Source organism: Alteromonas sp. 4NH20-0056, from assembly GCF_057539655.1.
Genome location: NZ_BAAJLS010000009.1, coordinates 42492 through 68812 on the forward strand (window position 1 = coordinate 42492; position 26321 = coordinate 68812).

A 26321-nucleotide genomic window follows, 5' to 3' on the forward strand; every position below is an offset into this window, starting at 1 on the left:
CTTAGTCTTTAGGTGGGGTAATTAATCGCGCCACCCCTGACTCAATAGCCGCTTTCGATACCGCCGATGCGATACGTTCACATAGACGAGGGTCCATTGGCTTAGGGATAATATACTCCTTACCAAAAGAAAGGCTGTTACTCTTACTCGCTGCCAGCACTTCTTGGGGCACCTCTTCTTTTGTGATTGCTCGCAAGGCTTCAACCGCAGCCACTTTCATTTCGTCATTGATTGCGCTTGCGCGCACGTCTAATGCGCCGCGAAAAATAAACGGGAAGCATAAAACGTTATTAACCTGATTAGGGTAGTCAGAACGCCCCGTTGCCATGATCAAGTCTGAACGCACTTCATGAGCCAGTTCAGGTTTTATTTCGGGGTCGGGGTTCGAGCACGCAAATACGATAGGGTTGTCTGCCATTAGCGCTAGGGTTTCAGGTGGAAGTAAATCGGGGCCGGAAACGCCTACAAAAATGTCAGCACCGTCCATGACATCCTCAAGCGTGCGCTTATCAGTATTATTTGCGAACAGTTTTTTGTGCTCAGTAAGGTCGTCACGACGTGTGTGGATAACCCCTTTTCTATCTAGCATGTAAATACGTTCACGCTGCGCGCCGCACTTAATTAGCAGCTCCATGCATGCCACCGCCGCTGCGCCGGCTCCTAAACAAACAATTTTCGCGCTTTCGATATTCTTACCCTGAATCTCTAACGCATTAAGCATGCCCGCTGCAGTAACAATAGCAGTACCATGTTGATCGTCATGAAACACGGGAATATTACAGCGTTTAATTAATTCTTGCTCAATTTCAAAGCACTCTGGGGCTTTAATATCTTCTAAGTTTATCCCGCCAAACGTGTCTGCAATATTGGCAACCGTATTGATGAACTCTTCCGTGGTTCTATGTTTTACTTCAATATCGATAGCATCAAGACCGGCAAACCTTTTAAATAAAAGGGCTTTCCCTTCCATAACTGGCTTCGATGCCATTGGACCTAAATTCCCTAACCCTAGAATTGCTGTACCATTACTGATTACGGCTACCATATTTCCTTTCGCGGTATATTTGTAAACGTTATCTGGATCTTCAGCAATTTCTCTTACTGGTTCAGCCACGCCTGGGCTATATGCTAGGGCAAGGTCATCTACACCATCAGCAGGTTTAGAAAGTTCCACACTTATTTTTCCGGGTGTTGGGTAAGCATGATAATCTAGTGCGCGTTGTCTAAAGTCTGACATTAGTAAACATATCCTTCGATGTAGGGTTGAGGTGGTACGGTATAGCTGAAGTCCATGTCACAGTTTTTTGTTTTTGTCATTGTGGCAATGCTACATCAGCGAGCAACGATATTGCGTAGTGTTTTTGTGTGTGTGAGAAGTAGCAAAAACGCTATTTCGCAACTCTATCACAGCGTTTCACACTGTACATATCTGATCAGCCTTCTGTAAGAGTACAATGTAGGTGACAGTAACTAGTAAGACCAGTAAAGACGTATAATATTAGCCATTCATGTTATTTATGCTGTCTTTTGTTTCCATACCGTAATTTGTATTGAAACTGTGAGTGAAGTAATGATGAATAGCGTTGTAGAGGATAAGGCTGAATGTCTGAAAAACAGTTGATAGTCGCACTCACCGATGTATGTGAGTGGGCAAAAGAGGAAATTGTCGGCTTTGCGTGGCTAACTCATGTTGGGCATTGGCGTAGCCCTGCTATTACCGTGGTATTTGATACTGAAAAAAATAAGAATGATGCACTGATAAAAGGCCATGATAGCGCGCTGGACGAGCATATACACTTTGCTGGCGCTTGTGTGAAAGCAAAGATTAAGCAGGTGCGCTTTGAAAGTGAGGAAGCGTGTAAACGCCGATGCGATGGTGACTGGGAGCGCTTTCTTGCCATGCAAAATAAGCATTAATCAGAGCGAATAAAACAGATATAAAAAAAGCGCCATGTAGGCGCTTTTTTCGTATCGCGTAATTAGGCTTACTTTTTACCCAATGCACCGAAACGCTTCTTGAAGCGATCAACACGACCACCAGTATCAACGTTACGTTGCTTACCAGTGTAGAATGGGTGACATTCTGAACATACGTCTAGGTTGATATCTTTACCTAGTGTAGAACGGATGTTCATAACGTTGCCACAAGAGCATGTTGCTTTAATTTCAGTGTATTCTGGGTGGATACCTGGTTTCATTGGATTACCTCATCGATAAGGCCGTATCGCTATTCAGCCCGAAGCTAAACACCATACGCAACTTTAAATTAAATGGCAGGTCGCAATATGCAACCTGCCGCAAAAGAGCGGCGCATAATATAGGATGCTGTGACAGTGATCAAGCAGTTTCTGTACGTGTAATAACCAGTAACACTGCGTTTATAACAAAGGGAGGATTATGTTGTGCAGATTCCCGCGATGTTGCGTTTGACATTCTTGCTAAATGCCAGATCATTACCCTTGTTTTTATTTTCCTAGGCAATTAGCACCAATGGCGTTCATTCAAGTCGCGGTCCCCATTCCGCTACGGCAATTATTCACCTATTCGCATTCTGCGGCGTTGTCGCCAGGTGTGAGAGTGTCAGTGTCGTTTGGGCCGCGAGAGCTTATTGGCGTCGTAGTCGAAACGCTGAATGACGATGCCAGTGCAGAGCATGCCGATAATGCCAAAATTAAGCCAATTAACCGAGTTATTGATGATACGCCGGTCGTTGATAGTGCATTACGTAAAATGGCGCAATGGCTTTGGCAATATTATCATCATGCCCCCGGTGAGGTGGTGCATACCATGTTGCCGGTTCTGCTTAGAAAAGGAGAGGCGGCGACATTAACGGCAGAAGCTATGCTGATAGCACAGGACGATGCTGACGAAACCCTTATCTCTGAGCTCGCTAGGGCCCCTAAACAAAAGGCCTGTTTCGAACATCTTTTACAGCGCAGTATGCCTGCGTCGCAAGCGCGTAAAGTGTATTCGCCCTCTGCGGTCAAAGGGCTTATTGATAAAGCCTTAGCGTATATCGAAGAAAAGGTGCCCGTATTACAAGAAAAGGCGTGGTTAACATCGCTGACGGTAAGTGAAACTCCGACTCCTGATACTGAGCAATCCGTTGCTATTGCGGCACTCAATCAGCAGCATGACAACTTTGCGGTGAGTTTGTTGGAAGGGATAACCGGCAGCGGAAAAACCGAAGTCTATCTTCAAGCCATCGAGCCTTTGCTAAAAGCGGGAAAACAGATCCTCATATTAGTACCCGAAATAGGCCTTACACCGCAAACTGTGTCGCGCTTCGAAAAGCGTTTTTCTATTGAGGTAGGAGTGCTGCATTCCCAGCTTAATGATAAAGCGCGGTTGGCCGTTTGGCTTAAAGCTAAAGCGGGTGAACTTGGCATTATCATCGGAACGCGCTCTGCTATTTTTACGCCCCTTAAAAACCCAGGTATGATCATCGTCGACGAAGAGCATGACGAATCTTTTAAGCAACAAGATGGCTTACGTTACCATGCCAGAGATCTTGCCGCGGTACGAGCAAAACATCATGGCATCCCTTTGCTCCTAGGCAGTGCGACGCCTTCGTTGGAAAGTTTAAGTAATGCATTGCATGGGCGTTATGCGCATTTACAATTAACCCGACGAGCTGGTGGTGCGCAAACTACCAAGCAATTCGTTTTAGACGTTCGTGACCAGCCTTTGCACTATGGGATTTCCCAAGGTCTTTTGACCATCATGCGCCAGCATGTCAGTGCAGGTAATCAGGTGTTGGTTTTTGTAAATCGTCGAGGATACGCGCCAGCGTTGTTGTGCCACCACTGCGGTGAAACCGTAATGTGTAGTCGATGTGACCGCCCTTATACGGTGCACAAAGCGCAGAACCGCTTACAGTGTCACCATTGTGCAGGAACCCGCGCCATGCCCAAAACATGTGGCGCTTGTCATAGTCACACACTGCAAACCGCTGGAACGGGAACGGAACAGGTCGAGCAGGGGTTAGCTGCCCTATTTCCCGATGCAAAACAGGTGCGAATTGACAGTGACTCTGTGCGAGGCAAAGACAAGCTACATCAAACACTGGACGCGATTAACAAGCAGGAATACCAAATACTCATCGGCACGCAGATTTTGTCGAAGGGACATCATTTCCCTCACGTAACCTTGGTTGTCGTGCTTGACTGTGATGGCGCATTATTTAGCGCCGATTTTAGGGCGTCTGAAAAATTAGCGCAGCTTACCACTCAATTAGCTGGTCGAGCGGGGCGCGCATCAAAACCCGGAGAAATGTGGCTGCAGACACACAATCCTCAACATCCTCTGCTACAAGATTTAGTTAACAACGGTTACGGACATTTTGCGCGCCATGCGTTAACAGAGCGAAAAGCTGCTGGGTTACCTCCCTATGTTAGTCAATTCGTTATTCGTGCTGAGGCCATGGATAGTGCGCAAGCACATAACTTCTTGAACACATGTAGGCAAATCGTCAATCAACAGTCACAAGACGTAAACATCGACGTCGCAGGGCCATTTCCCAGCCTGATTGAAAAGCGTCAAGGCCGCTTTCGTTTCATGTTGGTCTGTGGGCACGCTAAACGCGCCCCTCTGCATCATGTATTAAGACAAGCGTTACCTTATATACAGGCGCAAATACTCGCAAGCAAAGTGCGTTGGTCTATTGATATTGACCCGACTGACTTTAGTTAGCGAAGCTAACATAATTACGTTAGTATTCGGGGTGTACAAGTGCATGAGGGTTAGGCATTATTGTGCGCCCTAAAACAATAACAATACGTAGGAATTTCGCCGAACATGGCACAACGTGATTATGTCTCTCGTGGTCGTTCTCCACAGAAAAAAAAACCAGCAACGAAACCTAAAGATAAACGCACATCGTCTGGTGTAGCGTCGTTCCCTATTGTCCGTCTAACGGTTGTTATCCTTCTGCTTATTGGTTTTGGCGTGTTCCTGTGGTCGATAAAAGACAACGCAACAGAAACCGTTGATAATGAGGCGCCTCGCGCCGTTGCTCCAACGTTAGAGGAGCTTCCTGAACTTCCACAAGAAGAATGGGAGTATATTCGTACCCTTCCAGGCTATGAAGTTGAGGTTGATGTTGCTGAGCAGGAAAAATCAGATAAGCGTTATCTAATGCAATGTGCATCATTTAGAACACGTGCACAGGCTGAAGAAATGAAGGCTAAGATAGCGTTTCAAGGTTTAGAAGCCCTTATTCGAAGCAGTACAGGCAGTAACGGCGATTGGTTCAGAGTCATTCTTGGGCCATTTGACACTAAACGAGATGCAGAGAAAGCCAAACACAGCCTTCGAAAAGTAAATATCGCAACATGCCAAATTTGGTATTGGAACTTGTAAGCCGCGGGGCGACGCATAGTTTCTATCCCCCTACAGCGCGTGATAAGGCCGTCCATGATGGTTTTATCGCGTGCATCATCGCTCAGTAAACTAGCAGTAATACATCATAACCCTTGAAATTCGGCTGTCTTCCCCCACCTCTATATTCATCAAGATTTTGCGTTATTGCAGGTAAGCAATAACACCCAGATAAACGGGGAATTAACGTGACAACGATTGTTTCAGTTCGACGTGGTAATCAAGTGGTAATGGCAGGTGATGGTCAGGTATCACTAGGTAATACGGTAATGAAAGGCAATGCCCGTAAGGTACGTCGCCTTTATCATGACAAAGTACTAGCAGGTTTTGCCGGTGGTACCGCAGATGCATTTACGCTGTTTGAGCGCTTTGAAGCAAAATTAGAAGCGCACCAAGGCCATCTAACCAAAGCGGCCGTAGAACTAGCTAAAGACTGGCGAACAGACCGTATGCTTCGTAAGCTTGAAGCATTGCTGGCCGTGGCCGATGAAACTGCATCATTTATTATTACCGGTAATGGTGACGTAGTGCAGCCAGAGCAAGATTTGATTGCTATTGGTTCAGGCGGAAACTATGCGCAGGCCGCTGCAACAGCGTTGTTAAATAACACTGAGTTATCGGCAAAAGACATCGCTGAGAAAAGCTTAACGATTGCGGGTGATATTTGCGTATTTACCAATCATAGCCAAACCGTAGACGTTCTAGATTATTAATCCGCCGCGTATGCGCTGCGGTACGTGCTTTCATAGCACCATTATTTAAAAGGGTTTTTTCATGTCTGAGATGACACCAAGAGAAATTGTTCATGAACTAGACCGTCATATTATCGGTCAACAGAATGCTAAACGTGCAGTATCTATAGCACTTCGCAACCGCTGGCGCAGAATGCAACTAGAGCCAGAGTTGCGCCAAGAAGTTACGCCTAAAAACATTCTTATGATTGGCCCAACGGGCGTGGGTAAGACCGAAATAGCGCGTCGTTTGGCTAAACTTGCTAATGCGCCTTTTATTAAAGTTGAGGCCACCAAGTTTACTGAAGTGGGTTACGTTGGTAAGGAAGTCGAAACTATTATTCGTGATCTTGCGGACATTGCAGTAAAGATGACGAAAGAAAACGAAATGAAGAAGGTGAAATTCCGCGCAGAAGAAGCTGCTGAGGAGCGCATTCTTGACGCATTACTGCCGCCCCCTGAAGACGCTTGGGGTAATAAGGAAGAGGTGGAAGACCGTGGAACCCGCCAGGCATTTCGTAAAAAGCTTCGCCAAGGTGAGCTAGACGACAAAGAAATTGAAATTGATGTGGCGTTGCCACAAGTGGGCGTAGAAATTATGGCGCCTCCTGGTATGGAAGAAATGACAAACCAGCTTCAGGGGATGTTCCAAAACTTATCTGGCTCTCAAAAGAAAAAGAAAAAGTTAAAAATTAAAGAAGCGTTTAAGCTACTGATTGAAGAAGAGGCTGCACGCTTAGTTAATCAGGAAGACTTAAAAGAAAAGGCGCTTGAAGCTGTTGAGCAACACGGCATTGTGTTTGTCGATGAAATTGACAAAATCTGTAAGCGCGAAGGAAATACATCGGGCGATGTTTCCCGTGAAGGTGTGCAACGAGACTTACTTCCTTTGGTAGAAGGTTCAACGGTGTCAACAAAACACGGCATGGTAAAAACCGACCACATTTTGTTTATCGCCTCAGGTGCATTCCAAATGAGTAAGCCGTCTGATTTGATACCAGAGCTTCAAGGGCGTTTACCTATTCGCGTTGAATTAACGGCGCTTAAAGTAGAAGACTTTAAACGTATTCTTACCGAACCAAATGCGTCATTGACCGAGCAGTACATTGCGCTAATGAAGACGGAAGGTGTTGATATTACTTTTGACGATTCAGGTATCCAGCGTATTGCCGAAGCCGCATGGAAAGTAAATGAAACGACCGAAAACATCGGTGCTCGCCGTCTTCATACGGTACTAGAGCGTTTGATGGAAGATATCTCGTTTGACGCATCGGAAAAAAGTGGCGAAGCGTTTGTCATTGACGCTGAGTATGTAAATAGTCATTTAGATACCTTGGTCGACAACGAAGATCTATCGCGCTTTATTCTGTAGCGTTACTATTGAAGCTTCTTACCCCTCAGTAAGAAGCTTCAACAATCTGCCTGTTATATCTGCCCCTGTCTCGCTTTCTACGCGCAAAAAGAAAGGGCATGGATTAGCTTCAAGAAAGAAATACTCCCCTTTGTGATTTCGTCTCCAATCGATAGCACACCATTTCATACCTAGCCCTTTACACAGCGTTTTAGCAAGCAGCTGGACTGACTTTGGTAATGGCGTTAATAACGGCCTTGCGGTGTCATCATCTCGAAAGTCGTGGGCGAGTGAGTCTATTTGCACGCTAATTACCTCGTTGCCCAGCACATAGCTTCTAATATTCGTACCAGGTATAAATGCCTGTAGTGTTACCGGGTGTTTGTTTACCAGTGACGACACGTGATGCAGGTTGTCGTTTTCTTTATGCAGAAGTGTAGCTGTTTTTCCGCCCCGTACCGGTTTGTGGATGACATCATCCATATTATTGCAAAACTGTTTAGCTACCCGAGGCGCGTTGCCTATAAACGTATAAGGAATAGTGGCACCTAACTGACAAGCGGCTCTAAGTTGATGCGGTTTACATTGATGCGCGCGCACGGCGTCGATGCTATTTACCCAGCGAGTGCCGGTATATTGTAGCCAGCACATCAAGGCACTGTCATGTTCGCTTACCAGCCAAGTTTCATGCTGTGAAGACATAGCATTAACGATAGGGCGTTCGTATTGGTGCCAATAGACCGAATGGATATTCGACATGGCAATCCGGTTAGACGGTAAGTGGTCATGAAAATCAAAATGAAGCAAACCATCGTCGTAGTCGGGGTCATAACTTAGCTGCCAATGTGTTCCAAAAAAAGCAGTGTTAACGATAAAAGGGGTATGCCCCGATGCGAATAACGCGTAGGAAATATGTTGAATTTGCGGGTCTTGCTCGTTACCCAATAATGCTATGTGCACACTGTCATCCTGTCAGTCCTTTTTGCAATGTGTAAAGGCGCTGCATACTATGGCAGCGCCTGCTTAGTACACGTATCTCATTAGAGATAGATAGGCAAGTCGCCACCGCCTTCACCAATGGCCATCGTGATATACACCGGTGGTGTGACAACGGTGATAGGCCCCGACTCCTTTGTTGACAAACTTCGTTGTGGAGTAGGGATATGGGCGGCGCCCGATACCTTGCTAAGTGCATTATCGGCAAGTTGTACAGGTGTAGATGTTACTGGTTTTTTCATGTTTACGCTCCTTGTAAGGCGTGATAGTAAAGTGCAAACGAGGCAAATTCATGCAACGTCTACGGGTTGATAAATGGTTCTGAAGCAGCCGGCAATAAGTGCTGAGCGACCGCGAATTTTTAATTTTTTATAAATATTGGCGCAATGAAACTTTACGGTTCTTTCGCTGATGAATAAGTCGTTGGCAATGAGCTTATTGGGCAGCCCCTCCATAATTTTATGGGCAACTTGCAGTTCTCGCTTTGACAGTTCGTGAATGGCTAAGCCTTCACTTTTCTTTGCCAGGTACTTTTCGTCAATACGATTACGCTCTGCAACTGTCAGTAATCGGTTAGCTTCTCTCACTTCATGTGTGTTCATGGTTTATATCCTTTAAGTGGGGGTAGTAAGGGTTGATTTATTGGTAAGCGGGCAAAGCGCGCCCTCCTGTAGTTCAAACACCTTGTTTGCCATGGCTATCGTTTGTGGTCGGTGAGCCACCATAATGCGCGTTATATTAAGTGCTTTAAGGTGTTGGTTAATCTTGCGTTCGTTTTCTATATCTAAATTGCTGCTGGCTTCATCAAGGAAAAGAATGCTGGGCTGTTGATAGAGCGCGCGGGCCAGCAGCAAACGCTGCTTTTGCCCGCCGCTTAGGCTGTTCCCCATATCACCCACTAAGGTGTGATACTGCATTGGCATGGATATTATTTCGTGATGGATGCACGCTATCTGCGCTGAATGTACTAGCCTTTCGTGGTCAAGGGTTTCATCAAAGCAGCTTATGTTGTCAGCGATAGAACCGCTCAAACAGGCGTCATCTTGAAGTACAGAGGCGATCACGGGCAGCCCAGATGCGTTATTGCTGCCATGTCGTATGGAGCCTGATGTGGGCGTATAAAGCCCCATTAAACATTTCAGTAAGGTGCTTTTCCCGCCACCACTTTCACCCACGATGGCAATAATGTCTCCATATGCCACTTGCAGGTTGATATTCCGCAACACAGGCGCACAGTTTTCACTGTAGGCATAGTTGAGCCCACGGGCCTCCAGCGCGAGCGCACGTGGCGCACAGCTATGCGAGGACATCACGGCACTCGGTGAGCTAGATGCGTAGGGGACTTGAGTACCGGCCATCAAGTTACGGCGGGGCGTGGCCGGTTTGGCGAAAACAATATCGCTAAGACGGGCAAAATGAACGCCTAACATACTAAGTTCAATGAAGGTGTTTACTACACTATCAAGTGCACTGATAAAGCGGGTTTTATAGGCGATAAACGCCAGCATCATGCCCACCGTAAGTGTGTTGTCGATAACCAGTGTGGCGGCAATATAAATAACAATGAGGTTTTCAATGCCAAACAGTATTTGGTTGATAGCATCACTGCTTAAGCGAAGCTTACCCAGCGAAATCTCTTTGTTCAGTGTGAGCACCAACTTATTTTGCCATTGGCTGTGTCGTTTTACTTCTTGTTGATAGACCCTAATGGGCGTAATGGCGCGCATGCTTTCCATAAAGTGGCTTTGCTCTGACGCTCCCAGTGCTATTTTCTCACTTGTAAGGCGCTTGCTAACCGGAATAAGCGCAACCCTAATGGCAAGGTAAATAAGCATAATGACAATGACGACCAGGGTCAGCTTTATCGAATAAATGGCCATCACACTTAATGTCACAATAGCCATTACGCCATCGAGTAAGGCGGTTACTAGCCCGGTAGTTAGAAACTCTCTAATTTTAGCGAGTGACCCAAATCGAGACACGAGGTCACCCACATGACGTTTTGCAAAGTAATCGATAGGCAGTGACAGTAAATGCTGCAATACCGACGCTGACAGTTGCAACTGTAGCCGAGATGAAGCAGAGAGAATAAGCAACCGTCTAACAGTACTTGTGAAGGTTTCAATAACGAGCAATAAGAAAAAGCCTATCGCAAGCGCTTTAAGCAGCGCATGGTTGCCTTGAATGATCACATCATCCACGATGGTTTGCATGTAGTAAGGTGATATCAACGCAAAAATCTGAAGCAGTGCTGATAAGCCTATCAATGTCAGTATGTTGCGTTTGAATCCTGTTGCCTTTGTTAAAAAATGGCGAAGTTTGAGTGCAGTGCGCGCGGGTTTCGGGGTAAACGTATCGGTTGGAGCGATTTCTAAAGCAATGCCTGAAACATGCATGGCCGCTTCGTGCAACGTTAATGTTCGCTTCCCTAAACTTGGGTCAATGATCACAATACTATTTCGGGTAACGGTGGTTAGCACCACGAAGTGTTGCATATCCCAATGTAATATAGCAGGGCAGGACAGTTGGGAGAGGCTCGCCATTTCAATTTTTAGTGCCCGACTTTGTAGTCCAAGTCGGTGTGCTATTTCCATGATGGTTTTTAATGTAGCACCACGCAACGAGAGCGAAGCGTACTGACGTAGCTCACTCAGTTCGCGTTTATCACCATAGTGTTGTGCTACCATAGTTAAGCAGGCTAGCCCGCACTCGGCTGCTTCTGTCTGCAATACCACAGGGACTTTTTTCTTAAAACCAAAGGTATCGAAAAGCGGAAAAGAAGAAGCAGTAATATGGCTCATTATATTCTCCCTGAAATGCTGTAAAGCGGTTCAAGCAGCCATTCGATAAGAGTGCGTTGGCTTAGCGATACATCGGCAGAAAACGTCATGCCCACTTTAAGCGCAATACGCTTACCGTAAGCGTTAATCCCGTCACTGTGTAACGATGCAGTAATAACGTAAACGGGTTCATCGATAGAGACGGGCGCATTTGCCCATTCACCCGGCAGGATCAGTGCTGGTGAAATGGTGACAATATTGCCTTTTTGTAGACCAAATTTCTGGTAAGGAAATGCGTCGTAGCGAATGTCTAGGTCTTGCCCCTCCTCAATAAATCCGGCAGCGTGAACGGGGACAAGTATTTTTGCTTCAATGGTATTTTCGGTAGGCAGTAAACTTAACAAAGGAATGTTAGGGTCGATGTGTTGTCCGTTTTTTACTTGCAGATTCGCAATAACACCGGTTTCAGCCGCATAAAGGGTCTGGTAAGCATCATTTTCTAACGTGATAATTTGAGTGGTAAGGTCGCTGATAGCATTTTCGTGTTCAGCTAATGAGATGGCATAGTGAGTCGGTAAATCGTGCTGTTTTTGTATAAGCTCTGCCAACTCATTTTCAGCCATCGCAATTTCTTGGTGTGCGCGCGTTAGGGCTTGTTCACTAGATAAGGCAGCAAGCGCCTGAGCATCACGTTCTGCTGCAGTGGCGTGGCCAGTTTTCGTCAGTGCTGATATTGATGCGAGTTGCTTTTGGTTGAGTGTGTGGGCTGCGGTAGCCATTAAAGCAATTTTTTTAAGCACAGCAAGATTACTGCGACGCTCAGCAACTTTATGAGTAAGGTTGGAAATCTCTTGTGCCTGTATGTTTAAAGTCGCGCTGTGAACGTCGATTAAGCGCTGCTTCTTTGCCCTTAATTGCTCAATCAGCGTAGCTTCTACACTGGTGTTACCTGCCTGTTGCATGGCGTAATTCAAGGTTAGGAGTGGCGCTCCAGCTTCGACAACTTGCCCCTCTTTAACCATGATCTGTTCGATTCGCCCACGACGCTTTGCAGCATATACTTTTTGAACCCCCTGCGATGATTGAAGCCACCCATTAACCGATGCCTTTCTGGCATAGCTACTCATGTTGAGATACAACAATACGGCAATCAACCAAGCAACCAGCACTACTGTGGTTACCATGAACGAGGTTCGCGGAGTAACGAGAAACGTACCCGTTATAGGAGAGCGTTGCTGCTCAATCGCTTGTTGTCTAAAAAGTCCCTTTCGCATTACCCATCCCTGTGTAGCTAATACCAATAGAAGAAGAGTATTGAGCTGCCCCATCCGTGGTGGTGAAGTCTCCGTGGCATCTTTTCCATGACGCCTCCTTGACCAACTCAATACTCGTAAACGTGTATATCTCGATTGGTATTCAGAATAACTAGAAACGATAAACGGTGCGTTGTATGAAAAGCCTGGGCTTTCGAATCGCCCAGAAAACAGGGCGTTTGGCGCATATTTGAACGTATTCGTCTCAGAAATGAATGTTGATGTAGAGCAAAAAATAGAAAAAAGACTGAATGACTCGTACGAATTATGTGCTATAAAAAGTATGTGTATATGAAATGCACACGTGGTTTGTACTATAAGAAGACAGGAAGGCGCATGTTTGTACCCAGCATATTATTAAAACAGTTATATACCCATGGCAGCTTAACCAAAACTAATAACGGCATTTCGTTTGCTCTTAAAAATCGACTAAAAGATTCAACAATTAAAGACATAAAATGGATTTCACTAGACGGAAATAACATCCCCGAAGAGAAAATTTCTTTCAGGATGTCTGGTGACGAAATGTTATCAGTCGACGATATTAATCGTGCTGATGGTGTGGCATTTGGTTTGCGACAGACTATCATCGTGCATATAGAGTTAGATGAAGCGGTTAGCCCCGAAAAACGCAAAATTGGAATTTGTTTTTCCGCATCTCCATTTGGAAAGTTAAAGTTTGAAGTAGAAGATAATGTGACCTCACCTGAACAAAGAGGGGGCCATATTCCTCGTGACGATCATGACGATTACGGTGAAAAAGCAATCAAAGCGCGTCAAAGCTACTTTGAAAGTGCAACCGATAAAAAGCTTAATCATGTGGCCAAATATTCTATCGATCCTAAAGAGCTGCAAGGTAATATCGAGCACTTTATTGGCGCGGCACAAGTTCCCATCGGCATTGCAGGGCCATTAAAAATAAATGGTGAATACGCCAAAGGTGAATTTGTTGTTCCGCTTGCTACTACCGAAGGCACGCTAGTGGCGTCGTACAACCGTGGTATGAAACTGCTTAACATGAGCGGTGGAGTTACGGCTACGGTGGTAGATGATGCAATGCAACGTGCACCGGTATTCATTTTCGAAAACGCGCGAGGCGCAAGAGATTTCGTGAAATGGATAAATGAAAATATCGAAAGCATTCGAGAAGAAGCTGAAGCAACGTCCAGCATTGCGAAACTGACGTATATCGATCATTTCCTATCAAACAAGTTTGCATTCTTGCGTTTTAATTACCGAACAGGCGATGCAGCAGGGCAAAACATGGTGGGCCGAGCCACATTTGCGGCTTGTGGGTGGATACTCGACCATTATGAAGGCATCGAAAACTTCTATTTAGAGTCTAACTTTGCGACCGACAAAAAAGCATCGCAAATTAATATAATGCGTACTCGCGGAAAGCGCGTGACGGCAGAGGCTACCATTAAGCGTGAACATCTCTTGCAGGTTATGCGCGTAGACCCCAAACAAATAGACTATCACGGGCGTGTTGCAGGTGTCGGATCTTTCCTATCGGGTGTTAACAATACTGGCTTACATTCACCTAACGGGATCACCGCGATGTTTATTGCCACTGGGCAAGACGTAGCGAACGTTTCTGAATCCTCTGCGGCTATGATGTATTCAGAGTTAACAGAAGAAGGTGATTTATATCTTTCTATTACAATTCCTTCGCTAATTGTTGCTACATACGGTGGCGGGACAGGAATAGGAACGCAGCGCGAGTGTTTAGAGTTAATGGACTGCTACGGTCGAGATCGTGTATATAAGTTTGCTGAAATTGTGGCTTCTGTTGTATTAGCGGGTGAAATATCGTTGGCATCCGCGATAAGTTCTTCAGATTGGGTGTCATCTCACGAACAGTATGGTCGTAACCGTTAAGATAATTTCCTCACTAAGCAAGAAATAAAAAGCCGCTGGACGTAACGTGTTCAGCGGCTTTTTTGTATGTTGTACAAATGATTAGCCAATCTATCACTAATGTGAATTACGCGAAGGTGCACAAATAGATTTATTGCATATGGAATTTCATATATGATAAATCACATACGAAATTCCATATGTAATCTGTTATGTCTACCTGTTTGCTGTCGCCGCTCACATTTTTCAAGTGTTTGTCAGATGACACTCGCCTTAAAACGCTGTTGATATTAAGCGAAAAGGGCGAGTTGTGTGTATGCGACCTAACCGACGCCCTTCAATTAAGTCAGCCCAAAATATCCCGCCATCTTGCAGATTTACGCAAGTGTGGTTTGGTGCTTGATACCCGCAAGGGTAAATGGGTTTATTACCAGCTCAACCCGGAACTTCCGGCGTGGGCGCGTGACATCATCAATAATACGGCAACGCAAAACCCCGATTATATCAGCGAGCCGTTAGCCAATTTAGGCTGTTTGAAATGCTAACTACCAAGGCCGATTAGATCCCTTACTTTATTGCAGGATTTTTTATGAAGATTTTATATGTGTGTACACATAACCGCTGTCGAAGCATTCTCTGCGAGGCAATAACTAATGCGTCTGATAGCAACGTAGAAGCACGCAGCGCAGGAAGCCAACCCGTTGGGGAAGTGCACCCACTATCGCTTAAGTACCTGGCCGCCAGAGGGTTTGATATAACGGGCCTTAAAAGTCAGTCATGGAATGAGTTTGAAGGTTTTAATGCTGATTTAGTGGTAACAGTATGCGATTCAGCCGCAGGCGAAACATGCCCTGTGTTCTTCGGTAAATCACTCAAAGTACACTGGGGCTTGGAAGACCCTTCAAAACGTGAAGGCACAGAGCAAGAAATGGCTGATGCGTTTAACAAGACGATAGATATTATTGAAAAACGTGTTGCAGCATTATCAACGCTTTCTAAAAAGCAACTAGATAAAGCCGCACTTAAAGAGGCGCTGTTAAAGTTAGGCGCCAAGTGATGCAAAAGCGTGTATTAAGCGTCGACTTTACGGTGATTATTTAATATAGGGTGAACGAAATGGGATTCTTTGAACGTTATTTATCGGTTTGGGTAGGCCTGTGTATTATTGCGGGGGTGGGTTTGGGCTATGTTGCCCCAGGAGTATTTGAGTATATTGCAGCGCTTGAATACGCCCACGTTAACCTTGTGGTAGCGGTACTGATTTGGCTAATGATTTACCCAATGATGGTACAAATAGATTTCAGCTCAATTAAAGATGTAGGTAAAAAGCCAAAAGGTCTTGTTCTAACGCTCATTGTGAACTGGCTAATTAAACCCTTCACTATGGCCCTTTTAGGCTGGTTATTTTTCAAAGGCATTTTTGCAGACTGGGTAGACCCGCAAACCGCCAGCGAATACATTGCGGGTATGATCTTACTCGGTGTCGCGCCATGTACCGCAATGGTGTTTGTATGGAGTCATCTGACAAAAGGCGATGCAAACTATACATTGGTACAGGTTTCAATAAACGACCTGATTATGGTTGTGGCGTTTGCGCCGCTTACCGCCATGTTGCTTGGCGTTACTGATATATCGGTTCCGTGGGATACGCTACTTCTTTCGGTAGCACTTTACGTAGTTTTACCGCTAGTAGCCGGTTATCTTACCCGTCGACGTTTAGAAAGTAATAATGATCCGTACAATGCGAATTTAGCAAAAGATACCAATACAATTGATGCGTTAGTCAACACGTTTAAACCATTTTCCGTTATCGGTTTACTACTAACCATTGTTATTTTGTTTGGTCTGCAAGCTGAAACGATTTTATCAAAACCACAGGACATTGTGCTTATAGCAATACCACTGCTCATTCAAACCTATGGTATTTTTGCCATTGCCTATTTCGCCGCTAAACGTATGAAGTTGCCTCATACTATTGCTGCGCCTGCGAGTATGATTGGTACATCGAATTTTTTCGAGCTTGCCGTGGCGGTGGCAATCTCATTGTTCGGTTTGCACAGCGGAGCGGCACTGGCTACCGTAGTAGGCGTGTTGGTAGAAGTACCGGTTATGCTCTCGCTGGTGTGGTTTGCCAACAGAACACGTTACTGGTTTGATTAGGCGAGGTAGACTATCGACGCTGCGGGCGTCGAAAAATCGTGAGCATGATAACAGCCGATGTGTGGGCACGGTGATAAACTTAGAACAAAAAAAGCCGATGAACATTAACGTTCATCGGCTTTGTTGTCTTACACATTAGTTATTAGGAATTAATGTTCCCAATGGAAATGATGTGCTTTTGCTTCTACCGCGTCGGCGGTTTCTTGAGGCATAAAGGTGGCATTGTTTTCTTCAAAGAAGAAAGGTGCACGCTTTTTCTTACTGCCAACTTCATTCATGGTGGCGGCTTCATAAATACGGCCATTTAGCACCGTATATTCTACATATTCGCTTTTACGAATATCGTTGAGTACATCACCATCGATAACGACGAGGTCAGCCAATTTCCCTTTTTCGATACTGCCTAGGTCATCACCCATTCCCAAGTGCGTTGCACCATCGATAGTACCGCCACGGAGTGCTTCCCACGGTGTAAAACCACCTTGCTGCATTATCCATAGCTCCCAATGCGCGGCTAAGCCTTCGCGTTGGCCATGCGCACCAATGTGAACACTCACACCATTGTCACGCAGTTCTTTTGCGTAGGCCGCAACATTCTGATGGTTATATTGGTTCTCTGGTGCTGACGGACGTCTTATTGCACGGCGGTCAAGAATAGTAGAAGGCGTGTAACGAAGAAGACGAGGGTTTTTCCACACATCGGTTTTATCGTACCAGTACTCTTCGCCCATCATGCCGCCATACGATACAACAAATGTTGGGGTGTAGCCGAATTCAGTTGCTTTCCATAATTGTGTGACGTCGCTGTAGCCACGCTCAACAGGAATACTGTGCTCGAGGCCAGTATGCCCGTCGACCAGCATGGTTAGGTTTTGTTGGAATTTACCACCGCCCTCTGGCACAACCATCATATCTTGATTTTTCGCAGCCCATAGCACCTGTTGACGTTGATCACGACGCGGCTGGTTATAGCTTTTTACTGATATCGCCCCGGCTTCTTTTAAACGCTCAACATGGAAGTACGCATCTTCATAATCGTTGATGATTGCCTTGTAGCCCAGCCCTTCTGCACCATATAAGATGGTACCGGTAGAATAGATACGCGGGGCAACAATTTTGCCTTTACGCTGCAATTCTGCGGCGGCCATAATTTCTGTCGTGTCGTTTGAAGGATCGTGAATAGTGGTTACACCAAACGCAACGTTAGAGTATTGGCTCCAGTTTTGCTCAGGTATAATTTCATTTCTACCCTGAGAACCATGGGCATGGGCATCGACTAAACCAGGAATAACGGTCTTGCCTGCAATATCAATCTGCATTGTGTCATCTGGAATTTGAACATCACCGCGTTTGCCTACTGCCTCAATGCGATTGTCTTTAATCAATACCACACCATCTTCAATGATTTCTTGCGTATTGTTTGCGTCACGCATTGTCACCACCTTTCCGCCTACTAACGCTTTATAACCCGACGGCTTATCCGCTTCGGTGGTAAACGACAAATCCACACCGTCAGCAACCGGTTCAGGGAGCGTTTCTGGTGCACCGTCAACAAAGGCAAAGGCTTCATCAAGTGAACGTTGGTACAAGGTAGGCCCATTAAACCAGCTTACGGTTTTGTTGTCTGGCGACCACGTTAGGTACTCGCCAGCGCGTGATGATAGTTGCGTTACCGGCAACGATGTCATGTTGGGACCAATCGTCACTTTCTTACCATTATCAACAAATGGCGCGACAAACGTTTTAAACTGATAAACAAACGCAACCCACTTCTTATCGTGAGATAGTTTGTACTCACTTACTTTGTCAGCTCCGTATAGATGAGTGCGTTTGTCATTCCCATTTAAATTTACGCTTGATAGTTGCGTTTCGTAATACGCGTCTCCGCCGGCAGATTCAGTGAAGTAGACACGTTCGTCGTTACCCGCGAAGTGTGCGTTATACCCGCCATCGGAAATTTTAGTAACCGTATCCTCTTCTAAGTCGGCTACGTACACGCCGGGTTCAACCGAATATTTAGGGTCTAGTAAATAGCCACCGGTAAATTTACGGAAGACTACTTTTTCGCCGTCACTGGAGAACGAAGGTTCAATGTAATGCCCTGGTTGTGTAGTTATAGCTTTTCCGCGCCCTCCTCGTGCTGACACAACGCGAACCGACCCTAAGTCTTGATCATCCCACGTGGTATAAACAATCGATTTCCCGTCGTTAGAAAAGCGTGGGTAATACTCATCGTGATCGTTTTGCTTAGTCAGGCGCTTAATTTTTCCTGATTTTACGTCGCGAACATAAAGTTTGCCCAAGGCCTGGAATAAGATGGTTTTTCCATTTGGTGACATCTGCGACCAACGAATCATTTTCACATCAAATTTATCGGGTGCAACGTCTACATTAAAACGCAGCGCGTCGGCATATTTTACCGTCGCTTCAATGTTGACATTAATGGTTTCAATCGCTTTGCTCTTCACGTCTATGGTATGAAATTTACCGCCTGTCCAATACATGATTTTTGATGAGTCAGGCATCCAGTCGAAGTAAGCAAAATAGCCTTCCGAGCCAAACCCTTCTTGCATATCACGCTCAAGCTCAAGCGTGAGTGGCGTTTCTATACCGGTCTTAATGTCTTTTATAAATAACGCTGTTCTGTCTTTAACGCGGCGAACAAAAGCAATGAATTTGCCGTCTGGCGAAGGCGTTGGAACCACTGCGCCACCGGTACCACTTATGTAACGACTATCTTCGCCAGTTTCTCTATCAAAACGGGTAATTGCAAAAATACCTTCCAACGGGTCGCGGTTGTATTCAAAGCGGCTGCCCGGTACGGTATTTTCAGTAAAATAAATATATTTTCCGTCGTGAGAAAATACTGGGTCTGCAATGTTTTGCTGGTCGCGTTTACCACTGTTACGCGCTTTAATCTGTAAGCCATCACCACCAGATTTGTGATACATCCAAATTTCACCGGCAGGAATACTGCGGCTAGACATAATGCCTTTTGTTACCACAATATATTGGCCGTCTGGGCTCCACTTTGGTGCGTGAATAAGGTTTTTCTTTTCTTTCGTAACCTGATGAAGGTTTGTGCCGTCGATGTTCATTACCCATACATTGCTGAGGCCGTCTTTATCAGAAATAAATGCGACTTGCTTGCCGTCTGGAGAAATTGACGGGTGAAGGTTCCACGCGAAATCTTGCGTTAATGGCTCGGCGTCGCCACCATCGATATTAACTTTGTATAGGTCACCTAACATATCAAACACCATAAACTTGCCATTTGGTGCTATATCTAAGCTCGACCACGTTGTCTCATTAGTTTTTATAGTGACTTCGTTCAAAGCAAAGGGCGGAGCGTCTACTTCCCAGTTTTCTACATCATAACCCGTCGTTTCGGTAGGCTCGGCGTCTTGAGCGTAAGCTACGCCAGAGGCCAGTAGAGCTGAAGCAATCAGCGACAGTGATATCTTTTTCATTATCTTTGTATTCCGGCTTGTTGTTTGTCGTTAGTTATTATTTTATTGCGGCGCAAAAGTCGAAGCAGCGGCGCAATGCTTGTCATTTAATCATACGTCAAGACAGCGTTAGCACATTACCATTACGCGACTAGTCGTTTTCAATTTGTGACGAATGCCTGCTACTGATATTTTTACGCTTTTTATGACGGAATTAAAAGGAAGGTGGGAATACAATCCGGTATTGCCTGTAAATACGGAAATCTCTTTACACACTCCCTCTGCCCAGCGACAAGTTATTTGCATTCTTTTATGGGTCAGTTCTACTTGTTTTTTGTTCTGCCTCACACGCTATTTATTTATTAACGCAAAATTCGCTAAAAAAGATATCCGCGACTATATTTTTAGTTCGGCTAAAAATGATGTTTAAGTCCCAAACGTTGGCATTTCAGAACGTTCAAGTTTTTTAGCTACGGTCATTTTCCACGTAAATAAACGTAATAGGGGGAGAGACAATGAAACTTCTCATTGTAGAGCAGGACGCGACACAGGCCGAGATATACAAGCTGTCACTTGAAGATGAATTTGACGTTATTCAGGTTGATTCTAAAACCGCCGCGCTTAAAGCGCTCAAAGAAAACGAAATTAGCGTTGTGATTTCTGATTGGTGCATCGGTGATTCGACGGCGGCAATTTTTGGAAGCGCTGAAACCGAAATGAAGGGAAATAAAGCGCCTCTTATCATCGTAGTGTCAGGCGATAGTTCTGACGAAACAATGAGAAAAGCTTTTCATTCAGGCGTGTCCCATTATATTACAAAGCCCTATAACGTTATATTGCTGACTGAAACGGTTATCAATTCTAAGCACCAAATTGAAACATTAACGCAAATGGAGACTGATAACTCCAGAAGCCGGGAGACGGCAAAAACGGCGCTAAGCCAAGCGGCTATTTATGGTACAGGAATGGAAATTGTTTCTTCGCTGAATACGTGTAGCACTATTGAAGTGATGGCTAAAAAAGTGCTGACTACACTTAGGTTAAATGGTGTGCATGCCGCCATCCAGTTCAGAGACGGCGAGGAAATAACCAACATCGATACCGATTTGGCACCTTGTGATAAAACCACAGATAAAGTTTTTCAGGTGCTTCATGATCAAGGGCGAATCTACCGCTTTGGGCGACGACTTATGCTGAACGACGAGTCGGTGTCCTTGCTTGTTAAAAATATAGCGAAAGAAGATCCGGTACTCTACGACGCTATTTTAGACATGGGGGCTAAGTTAGTGCCTGCGATAAATGCGCGTTACGAAAGTGTGTTACAACAAAACACACTGGTAACACTGAATACTGACTTAAATAATGTGCTTGAGAGAGTACAGCAATGTATTCGTAAGGTGGGTGCAGAAAAAATGCAAATTATCAGTGATGTGTCTAGCCGAATAAAGACCAGCTTTCATGCCTTAGAAATGACCGAAGAGCAAGAGGCCTTCTTTATTGATTTGATCGAGAAAGAGTTAGAGTCTCGTGAAGATAATGATGAGCTCATCACCATAGATACCATGCTAACTGAAATTTCGGAAACGTTGAAAGCCCGAGTGTCAGAAGCGGTCAATCATAGCGATGAAGAAGAGTATTTAGACGTAGAGTTTTTTTAGCGGATAACACAAATTAAAAGCCCAATGTTAAAGACAACATTGGGCTTTTTTGTATGGTATTTATGTCATCGTCACAAATTCTTCAGCGCTTGTGGGGTGTATGGCTACACACGCATCAAAGTCTGATTTTGTTGCGCCCATTTTAATAGCTACTGCGAACCCTTGCAGAATTTCGTCCATACCGTGGCCAATACCGTGAAGTCCAACAACTTTTTCGTCGTTGCCGGCGCATACTAGCTTCATCTTTGTCATTTGACGGTATCGGGTAACCGCGGTGTACATTGATGCAAAACTAGACGTATAAACTTTAACGTTGTCTTCACCATGTGCCTCAATGGCTTCGGCCTCTGTCATTCCTATCGTACCAATAGGAGGGTGACTAAACACAACAGTAGGGATCATCGAATAATCCATATGTGCGTCGTCTTGACCATTAAATAAGCGCTCACTTAGTAAACGCCCAGCTTTTACGGCAACAGGAGTGAGTTCCGCCTCACCGGTAATATCGCCAACAGCATAGATACCTTTTGCTGTGGTATTTTGATATTTGTCTACTTTAACTGTTCCATCATCATTTAATTCCACATCGGTGTTTTCGATCTTAATAACATCAGTTGCGGGCTCTCGACCAATCGCCCAAATAAGGCAATCTGTATCTAGCGCTTCGCCATTAGTTAAGTAAACAGTTAACGAATTGTCGTCATGCTTTTCTACTTTCTCTACGCTCGTGTGGTTATGCAATGTGCAACCTTCTGCATGGATAATGTCTACCAGCGTTTCGTGAATGATGGGGTCGAAATTACGTAGCGGCGCGTGTTTACGTACTACTAAATGACTGTCTGTACCCAAACTATGTAGTACGCCAGCAAGCTCAACACCAATATAGCCAGCACCCACAACAACAGCACGCTTAGGTTGTTCTTTTAATGCGAAGAAACCGTCTGAATTTATACCGTGCTGCGCACCTGGTAAATCAGGGATAACGGGACGACCGCCAGTGGCAATCGTAATATGGTCAGCCGTGTACTGCTCGCCATTTACTTCAATGGTATTATTATCGACAAAGGAAGCGAAGCCTTTGATGAGAGTAATGTCGTTAGCGGTTATTACGCGGTCATAAGAGGCATGGATACGCTCGATATAGGCTTGCCTGCTTGCAACTAAACTATCCCAACTAAAATGATTAAGCGAAAGATCAAAACCGTACTCAGGTGCATAGCGGTGAATAGCTTCTGCTACCTGCGCACCATACCACATGGCTTTTTTAGGAACACACCCCACATTAACGCAGGTGCCGCCGATATCTTTGGCTTCGACGATAGCGACTTTTTTGCCGTGTTTTGCTGCTCGATTTGCTGATGCGATACCACCGCTTCCGCCGCCAATAGCAATATAATCAAAATGTTTCATATAGGTTAGCCTTGTTGTCCGTTCGACTGACTTGTGAGGTTATTGTTACACGAATTGTGTGGAAGGCACAGTGCGTACGCATTGTAAAAGACCTCTCCATGAAGGATTATCTTTCACAATACAACGCTGATAAGCAATAAAGTTTATTTACGATGAGTAACGCGGCTAGATCATTTTAGCATTTACTTTGCGCTATCTTAATCTTCTTTCTCTGGCGTTGGAGGTTCAATTTGAATATCGAATGCCTTACCTCTATCTTGCTCAAATTTAATCAGCTTTTGAATAGTGGTTTCTGTCAACACATGACCTTCAGGGAGAATTAAAATATGGCTATCGTTATAGAGGTTTTTAGCTAGGATCATGCCAGGTTTCAGTTGGGTTGCCTTGCTACTGGTATGAAGCAACTTCGACGTCGTGACGTCTTCAGCCTGAAGCAGTAGGTCGATGATTTCGCCGTCATAACGTGTATTAGTGTGTTTCTTTAATTCTATTTTAGCATCGCGAGAAGACATTTCGATACCGCTTAATCGGCCGGTAATAAGACGCCAATAATCACGGGCTACGGCTAAAATACGCGACCCAATTGGAATTTCCTTAGCGACTTTCTTATTTAAACCGCTGCCATTGTAATGTTCAAATTGGTATTCGATGATATCTGAAACTGGAGCAAGCTCGTGAGCAGGCGCCAAGATAAGGGACGCTTTAGTCGTTTGCTGTAAATAGTTTTGTTGTTGCTGGTAATTTAGCTTAGCAAAAGGACCTGCAAAATCGTCATTATCAAGGCCGAGCAAACCAATTTCGCAAATAAGACCAGCATAACGAATACGTTTAACTTCATCACGTTCAAGTTTTGCCATACGCGCTAGCTTCGTTGCTAGCTCACTGACTTCTATCGCAAACTTGCCGTTAATATCGGGGTTAATACTTATAACGTTGAAAAGCACTTGCTCCATTGCAAGGTTGTGTTTTTCAATTTTATTCAGCGCTGCTTTTATCTGTCGAGTACGTCTTTGTACCACTTGCTCAAGCGTAGCATTGACATCTTTTAGTTTGCGATTTTGCATGCGGGTTAACGTTTGTAAACGGGTGTTTTCTGTTTTCAGCTTTACCCGCTCAAGCCCTTCTTCTACAACGGAAATAAGCTCTTGATTATCCCATGGCTTTTGTAGATACCGATGGATTTTTCCTTGATTTACCGCTTTGATCGTTGACTCAATATCAGCATAACCCGTTAATACAACACGAAACGTATCAGGATAGCGCGTGGCCACTTGTTCAAGTAGTTCAGCACCTGACATCTGTGGCATTTTCATATCAGAAATCACAACATGTACGTCTTGCTGCTCCATGAGTTCAAGCGCTTTCATTCCACTATCAGCCAGCAACATGTTGATATCAAGCGTGAAGAGTGCTCGTTTTATCGCACGCAGAATGTTGGGTTCGTCATCAACGAACAACACGGTGTATACATCGTTTTTCTGTGCGGTATTCGTAGTCATATTACTTTATCCTGTGCTCAATCCCTTGTTTATCGTTGCGGTTTGCAACATTCAGTTCGAGTCATTTGCTTTGGGGTCATCGTTCTTTTCGATATTGATAGGAAGTGCCAAAATAAACGTACTTCCTTCTCCCTCTTTGCTTGTCGCAGTCAGTGTTCCACCATGCTCTTGTGCAATGCCAAAAGATATAGATAGCCCAAGCCCTGTGCCTTGTCCTTCGGGTTTTGTTGTAAAGAACGGATTAAAAAGTTTGTCTAAATGACTTGGCGATATTCCTGTTCCTGTATCTTCTACACGCAGTTCCAACATGTTATCCATAACACAGGTGGTAATGACTATTTTTCCATTTTTTCCTGTACTTTCAATGGCTTGTCCTGCATTGATAAGTAGGTTAGTTACCACTTGCGATATTTTACCAACGTTCATATTTACATTGGGTACGTTCCCTAAATGCGATTCGATTGAACAAGTATATTTAAGTTGATTATTCACCATGGCCAGTGTGGTTTTTACACATTCATTAATATTATGTAGCTGCATATCATCACTGTCGATGCGGGAGAACAGCTTTAACCCTTTCACGATTTCTGCAACGCGATGAAGCCCTTCTTTAGAATCTTCTAGTAAATCACCGATGTCGTCATTGATGAAAGCAATATTTTGCTGTGACAACAGCTGAGTAAGTTCTTGGTACGCATTTTCTTTTTCTTCTAACGACGGTTGGGCTTGGGCTTTCTCTAGTTGTGCAAATAAGAGTTGGTAAGTGGAGACATATTCACACAAGGTGTCAATATTGCTACTTACAAAGCCCACGGGGTTATTTATTTCATGCGCTACACCGGCAGCCAATTGGCCTATCGACGCCATTTTTTCAGCCTGCAACAGTTGAACTTGTGCATCTTTTAAATCTTTATTCGCACTTTCAAGTTGGTATTTTTTCTGATTAAGTAACGCGGTACGGTCGTGCACCTTTTGCTCTAACAAACCATTAAGCTCTTTAAGTTCGTCTTCCACCCGTTGGCGATGGGTGTTCTCTTCTTTAAGCAGAGTTACTAGATGATTAAATGCATCAGCCAGCTCACTTAACTCATCCCGTCCGCGTACTTTTACAGTAATGTCTTTATAGTTTTTGTCTTTTACTGCTTTTGCTAAATGACGTGTGCCTGAGCGTAATTGGAGTATTTGTGCCATTAGAAACCTACCCAATGTGTAAGAGCACAGCGCAATAAGTATGAGCTCTATGGCGGCTAACGACAGCGTCCAATTTCTAATATGTGCTACCGAGTCGTTGACTGATGAGATGTTGAGGCCTAATTCAACCTGCCCGTAAACCGTGTCTTGTACTTTAATTGGCGCAGACACATCATAAATGCCATCTGTTGCATGGGTGACGCGCTCATCCGCCTCAAAAGGTCTCGCGAGTGCAGTAGACTCACCCTGCTCAAGAAAAACGTTAGCGTTAGTATCGAGGATCCTAACGTATGCAATGTGTGGATTACTCAGAACTTCGGTGGCATCAGCTTCTAATGAGGCAAGATCATAACTTAAAAAGGCATTCTTGGTGGTCGACACAAACAAAGACGCCGTGGTGTTCGCTGTTTTTTTAACGCTGTCATCAACGAGTGTATTCAGTAGGTTGAGTACCGTTGCAATAAGCACCAGTAACAGCAGAGTTGCTATTGATGCAATTCCCGCGATGGTCTTCGTTTGCAAGGATAGACGCATAGTGGTGAGA

21 protein-coding genes are annotated in these 26321 nt (G+C 44.7%); 10 read left to right on the forward strand and 11 right to left on the reverse strand.

Annotated features, from left to right (window positions below):
• Position 1: 1 nt before the first annotated feature.
• A complete protein-coding gene (locus tag AC27EZ_RS14555; protein WP_487136017.1) occupies positions 2 to 1237 on the reverse strand; it encodes a malic enzyme-like NAD(P)-binding protein in 1236 nt (411 codons plus the stop codon).
• 365 nt (positions 1238 to 1602) lie between these two features.
• Here AC27EZ_RS14555 and AC27EZ_RS14560 point away from each other — a divergent pair, with 365 nt between their 5' ends.
• Positions 1603 to 1917 carry a hypothetical protein gene (locus tag AC27EZ_RS14560; protein ID WP_487136018.1) on the forward strand — a complete coding sequence of 105 codons (315 nt, stop codon included), beginning with the start codon at positions 1603 to 1605 and terminating at the stop codon, positions 1915 to 1917.
• 68 nt (positions 1918 to 1985) lie between these two features.
• Here the strand turns inward: AC27EZ_RS14560 and rpmE are convergent, their stop codons facing one another.
• On the reverse strand, positions 1986 to 2198 hold the full coding sequence (gene rpmE, locus AC27EZ_RS14565; protein WP_487136019.1) for a 50S ribosomal protein L31: 213 nt from the start codon (positions 2196 to 2198) through the stop codon (positions 1986 to 1988).
• 292 nt (positions 2199 to 2490) lie between these two features.
• Between rpmE and priA the strand changes: the two genes are divergently transcribed.
• From priA to hslU, 4 genes are all read left to right on the forward strand, one after another.
• The gene (priA, locus tag AC27EZ_RS14570; RefSeq protein ID WP_487136020.1) at positions 2491 to 4692 is read left to right on the forward strand and encodes a primosomal protein N'; all 2202 of its coding nucleotides are present in this window, start codon (positions 2491 to 2493) and stop codon (positions 4690 to 4692) included.
• A gap of 105 nt (positions 4693 to 4797) precedes the next feature.
• Positions 4798 to 5361, forward strand: a complete 564-nt coding sequence (locus tag AC27EZ_RS14575) for an SPOR domain-containing protein (protein ID WP_487136021.1) — start codon at positions 4798 to 4800, stop codon at positions 5359 to 5361.
• A 206-nt stretch (positions 5362 to 5567) separates the two neighbouring features.
• Complete coding sequence (gene hslV, locus AC27EZ_RS14580) at positions 5568 to 6092, forward strand: ATP-dependent protease subunit HslV (protein WP_487136022.1); 525 nt, start codon at positions 5568 to 5570, stop codon at positions 6090 to 6092.
• A gap of 61 nt (positions 6093 to 6153) precedes the next feature.
• Positions 6154 to 7482, forward strand: coding sequence for an ATP-dependent protease ATPase subunit HslU (gene hslU / locus AC27EZ_RS14585; protein ID WP_487136023.1), 1329 nt, complete (start codon positions 6154 to 6156; stop codon positions 7480 to 7482).
• A gap of 18 nt (positions 7483 to 7500) precedes the next feature.
• Here hslU and AC27EZ_RS14590 read toward each other — a convergent pair whose 3' ends face one another.
• From AC27EZ_RS14590 to AC27EZ_RS14610, 5 genes are all read right to left on the reverse strand, one after another.
• Complete coding sequence (locus tag AC27EZ_RS14590) at positions 7501 to 8421, reverse strand: ATP-grasp domain-containing protein (protein WP_487136024.1); 921 nt, start codon at positions 8419 to 8421, stop codon at positions 7501 to 7503.
• Between the two features lie 80 nt (positions 8422 to 8501).
• Entirely contained in the window at positions 8502 to 8699 is a 198-nt protein-coding gene (locus AC27EZ_RS14595; protein ID WP_487136025.1) for a hypothetical protein, read from the reverse strand.
• A 48-nt stretch (positions 8700 to 8747) separates the two neighbouring features.
• Positions 8748 to 9059, reverse strand: a complete 312-nt coding sequence (locus AC27EZ_RS14600) for a helix-turn-helix domain-containing protein (RefSeq protein WP_487136026.1) — start codon at positions 9057 to 9059, stop codon at positions 8748 to 8750.
• Positions 9060 to 9071: 12 nt separating this feature from the next.
• Positions 9072 to 11258 (reverse strand): peptidase domain-containing ABC transporter, encoded by a 2187-nt coding sequence (locus AC27EZ_RS14605; RefSeq protein ID WP_487136027.1) that lies wholly within the window; start codon positions 11256 to 11258, stop codon positions 9072 to 9074.
• Positions 11258 to 12511, reverse strand: a complete 1254-nt coding sequence (locus AC27EZ_RS14610) for an HlyD family secretion protein (protein WP_487136028.1) — start codon at positions 12509 to 12511, stop codon at positions 11258 to 11260. Before AC27EZ_RS14610 ends, AC27EZ_RS14605 begins: the two co-directional genes overlap by 1 nt.
• A 375-nt stretch (positions 12512 to 12886) precedes the next feature.
• Between AC27EZ_RS14610 and AC27EZ_RS14615 the strand changes: the two genes are divergently transcribed.
• The 4 genes from AC27EZ_RS14615 (at position 12887) to arsB (ending at position 16570) form a co-directional block, all read left to right on the forward strand.
• A complete protein-coding gene (locus AC27EZ_RS14615) occupies positions 12887 to 14431 on the forward strand; it encodes a hydroxymethylglutaryl-CoA reductase (protein ID WP_487136029.1) in 1545 nt (514 codons plus the stop codon).
• A gap of 191 nt (positions 14432 to 14622) precedes the next feature.
• Positions 14623 to 14955 carry a metalloregulator ArsR/SmtB family transcription factor gene (locus AC27EZ_RS14620; RefSeq protein WP_487136030.1) on the forward strand — a complete coding sequence of 111 codons (333 nt, stop codon included), beginning with the start codon at positions 14623 to 14625 and terminating at the stop codon, positions 14953 to 14955.
• Between the two features lie 44 nt (positions 14956 to 14999).
• Complete coding sequence (locus tag AC27EZ_RS14625) at positions 15000 to 15467, forward strand: arsenate reductase ArsC (protein ID WP_487136031.1); 468 nt, start codon at positions 15000 to 15002, stop codon at positions 15465 to 15467.
• 59 nt (positions 15468 to 15526) lie between these two features.
• Positions 15527 to 16570 (forward strand): ACR3 family arsenite efflux transporter, encoded by a 1044-nt coding sequence (gene arsB / locus AC27EZ_RS14630; protein WP_487136032.1) that lies wholly within the window; start codon positions 15527 to 15529, stop codon positions 16568 to 16570.
• Between the two features lie 149 nt (positions 16571 to 16719).
• Here the strand turns inward: arsB and AC27EZ_RS14635 are convergent, their stop codons facing one another.
• Positions 16720 to 20040, reverse strand: a complete 3321-nt coding sequence (locus AC27EZ_RS14635) for an amidohydrolase family protein (RefSeq protein ID WP_487136033.1) — start codon at positions 20038 to 20040, stop codon at positions 16720 to 16722.
• Positions 20041 to 20534: 494 nt separating this feature from the next.
• Between AC27EZ_RS14635 and AC27EZ_RS14640 the strand changes: the two genes are divergently transcribed.
• The gene (locus AC27EZ_RS14640; protein WP_487136034.1) at positions 20535 to 21677 is read left to right on the forward strand and encodes a response regulator; all 1143 of its coding nucleotides are present in this window, start codon (positions 20535 to 20537) and stop codon (positions 21675 to 21677) included.
• Positions 21678 to 21737: 60 nt separating this feature from the next.
• Here the strand turns inward: AC27EZ_RS14640 and gorA are convergent, their stop codons facing one another.
• The 3 genes from gorA to AC27EZ_RS14655 form a co-directional block, all read right to left on the reverse strand.
• Positions 21738 to 23087 carry a glutathione-disulfide reductase gene (gene gorA, locus AC27EZ_RS14645; protein ID WP_487136035.1) on the reverse strand — a complete coding sequence of 450 codons (1350 nt, stop codon included), beginning with the start codon at positions 23085 to 23087 and terminating at the stop codon, positions 21738 to 21740.
• Between the two features lie 197 nt (positions 23088 to 23284).
• On the reverse strand, positions 23285 to 24586 hold the full coding sequence (gene nosR / locus AC27EZ_RS14650; RefSeq protein ID WP_487136036.1) for a response regulator c-di-GMP phosphodiesterase, NosR family: 1302 nt from the start codon (positions 24584 to 24586) through the stop codon (positions 23285 to 23287).
• Between the two features lie 51 nt (positions 24587 to 24637).
• On the reverse strand, positions 24638 to 26311 hold the full coding sequence (locus AC27EZ_RS14655) for a sensor histidine kinase (RefSeq protein WP_487136037.1): 1674 nt from the start codon (positions 26309 to 26311) through the stop codon (positions 24638 to 24640).
• Between the last annotated feature and the right edge of the window lie 10 nt (positions 26312 to 26321).

What these genes read in the sequence shown, in the direction of transcription:
- AC27EZ_RS14555 (WP_487136017.1), bottom strand. Translation starts at nt 1,237, where the DNA reads ATGTCAGACTTTAGACAACGCGCACTAGATTATCATGCTTACCCAACA.
- AC27EZ_RS14560 (WP_487136018.1), top strand. Translation starts at nt 1,603, where the DNA reads ATGTCTGAAAAACAGTTGATAGTCGCACTCACCGATGTATGTGAGTGG.
- rpmE (WP_487136019.1), bottom strand. Translation starts at nt 2,198, where the DNA reads ATGAAACCAGGTATCCACCCAGAATACACTGAAATTAAAGCAACATGC.
- priA (WP_487136020.1), top strand. Translation starts at nt 2,491, where the DNA reads ATGGCGTTCATTCAAGTCGCGGTCCCCATTCCGCTACGGCAATTATTC.
- AC27EZ_RS14575 (WP_487136021.1), top strand. Translation starts at nt 4,798, where the DNA reads ATGGCACAACGTGATTATGTCTCTCGTGGTCGTTCTCCACAGAAAAAA.
- hslU (WP_487136023.1), top strand. Translation starts at nt 6,154, where the DNA reads ATGTCTGAGATGACACCAAGAGAAATTGTTCATGAACTAGACCGTCAT.
- AC27EZ_RS14595 (WP_487136025.1), bottom strand. Translation starts at nt 8,699, where the DNA reads ATGAAAAAACCAGTAACATCTACACCTGTACAACTTGCCGATAATGCA.
- AC27EZ_RS14600 (WP_487136026.1), bottom strand. Translation starts at nt 9,059, where the DNA reads ATGAACACACATGAAGTGAGAGAAGCTAACCGATTACTGACAGTTGCA.
- AC27EZ_RS14605 (WP_487136027.1), bottom strand. Translation starts at nt 11,258, where the DNA reads ATGAGCCATATTACTGCTTCTTCTTTTCCGCTTTTCGATACCTTTGGT.
- AC27EZ_RS14610 (WP_487136028.1), bottom strand. Translation starts at nt 12,511, where the DNA reads ATGCGAAAGGGACTTTTTAGACAACAAGCGATTGAGCAGCAACGCTCT.
- AC27EZ_RS14615 (WP_487136029.1), top strand. Translation starts at nt 12,887, where the DNA reads ATGTTTGTACCCAGCATATTATTAAAACAGTTATATACCCATGGCAGC.
- AC27EZ_RS14620 (WP_487136030.1), top strand. Translation starts at nt 14,623, where the DNA reads ATGTCTACCTGTTTGCTGTCGCCGCTCACATTTTTCAAGTGTTTGTCA.
- AC27EZ_RS14625 (WP_487136031.1), top strand. Translation starts at nt 15,000, where the DNA reads ATGAAGATTTTATATGTGTGTACACATAACCGCTGTCGAAGCATTCTC.
- arsB (WP_487136032.1), top strand. Translation starts at nt 15,527, where the DNA reads ATGGGATTCTTTGAACGTTATTTATCGGTTTGGGTAGGCCTGTGTATT.
- AC27EZ_RS14635 (WP_487136033.1), bottom strand. Translation starts at nt 20,040, where the DNA reads ATGAAAAAGATATCACTGTCGCTGATTGCTTCAGCTCTACTGGCCTCT.
- AC27EZ_RS14640 (WP_487136034.1), top strand. Translation starts at nt 20,535, where the DNA reads ATGAAACTTCTCATTGTAGAGCAGGACGCGACACAGGCCGAGATATAC.
- gorA (WP_487136035.1), bottom strand. Translation starts at nt 23,087, where the DNA reads ATGAAACATTTTGATTATATTGCTATTGGCGGCGGAAGCGGTGGTATC.
- nosR (WP_487136036.1), bottom strand. Translation starts at nt 24,586, where the DNA reads ATGACTACGAATACCGCACAGAAAAACGATGTATACACCGTGTTGTTC.
- AC27EZ_RS14655 (WP_487136037.1), bottom strand. Translation starts at nt 26,311, where the DNA reads ATGCGTCTATCCTTGCAAACGAAGACCATCGCGGGAATTGCATCAATA.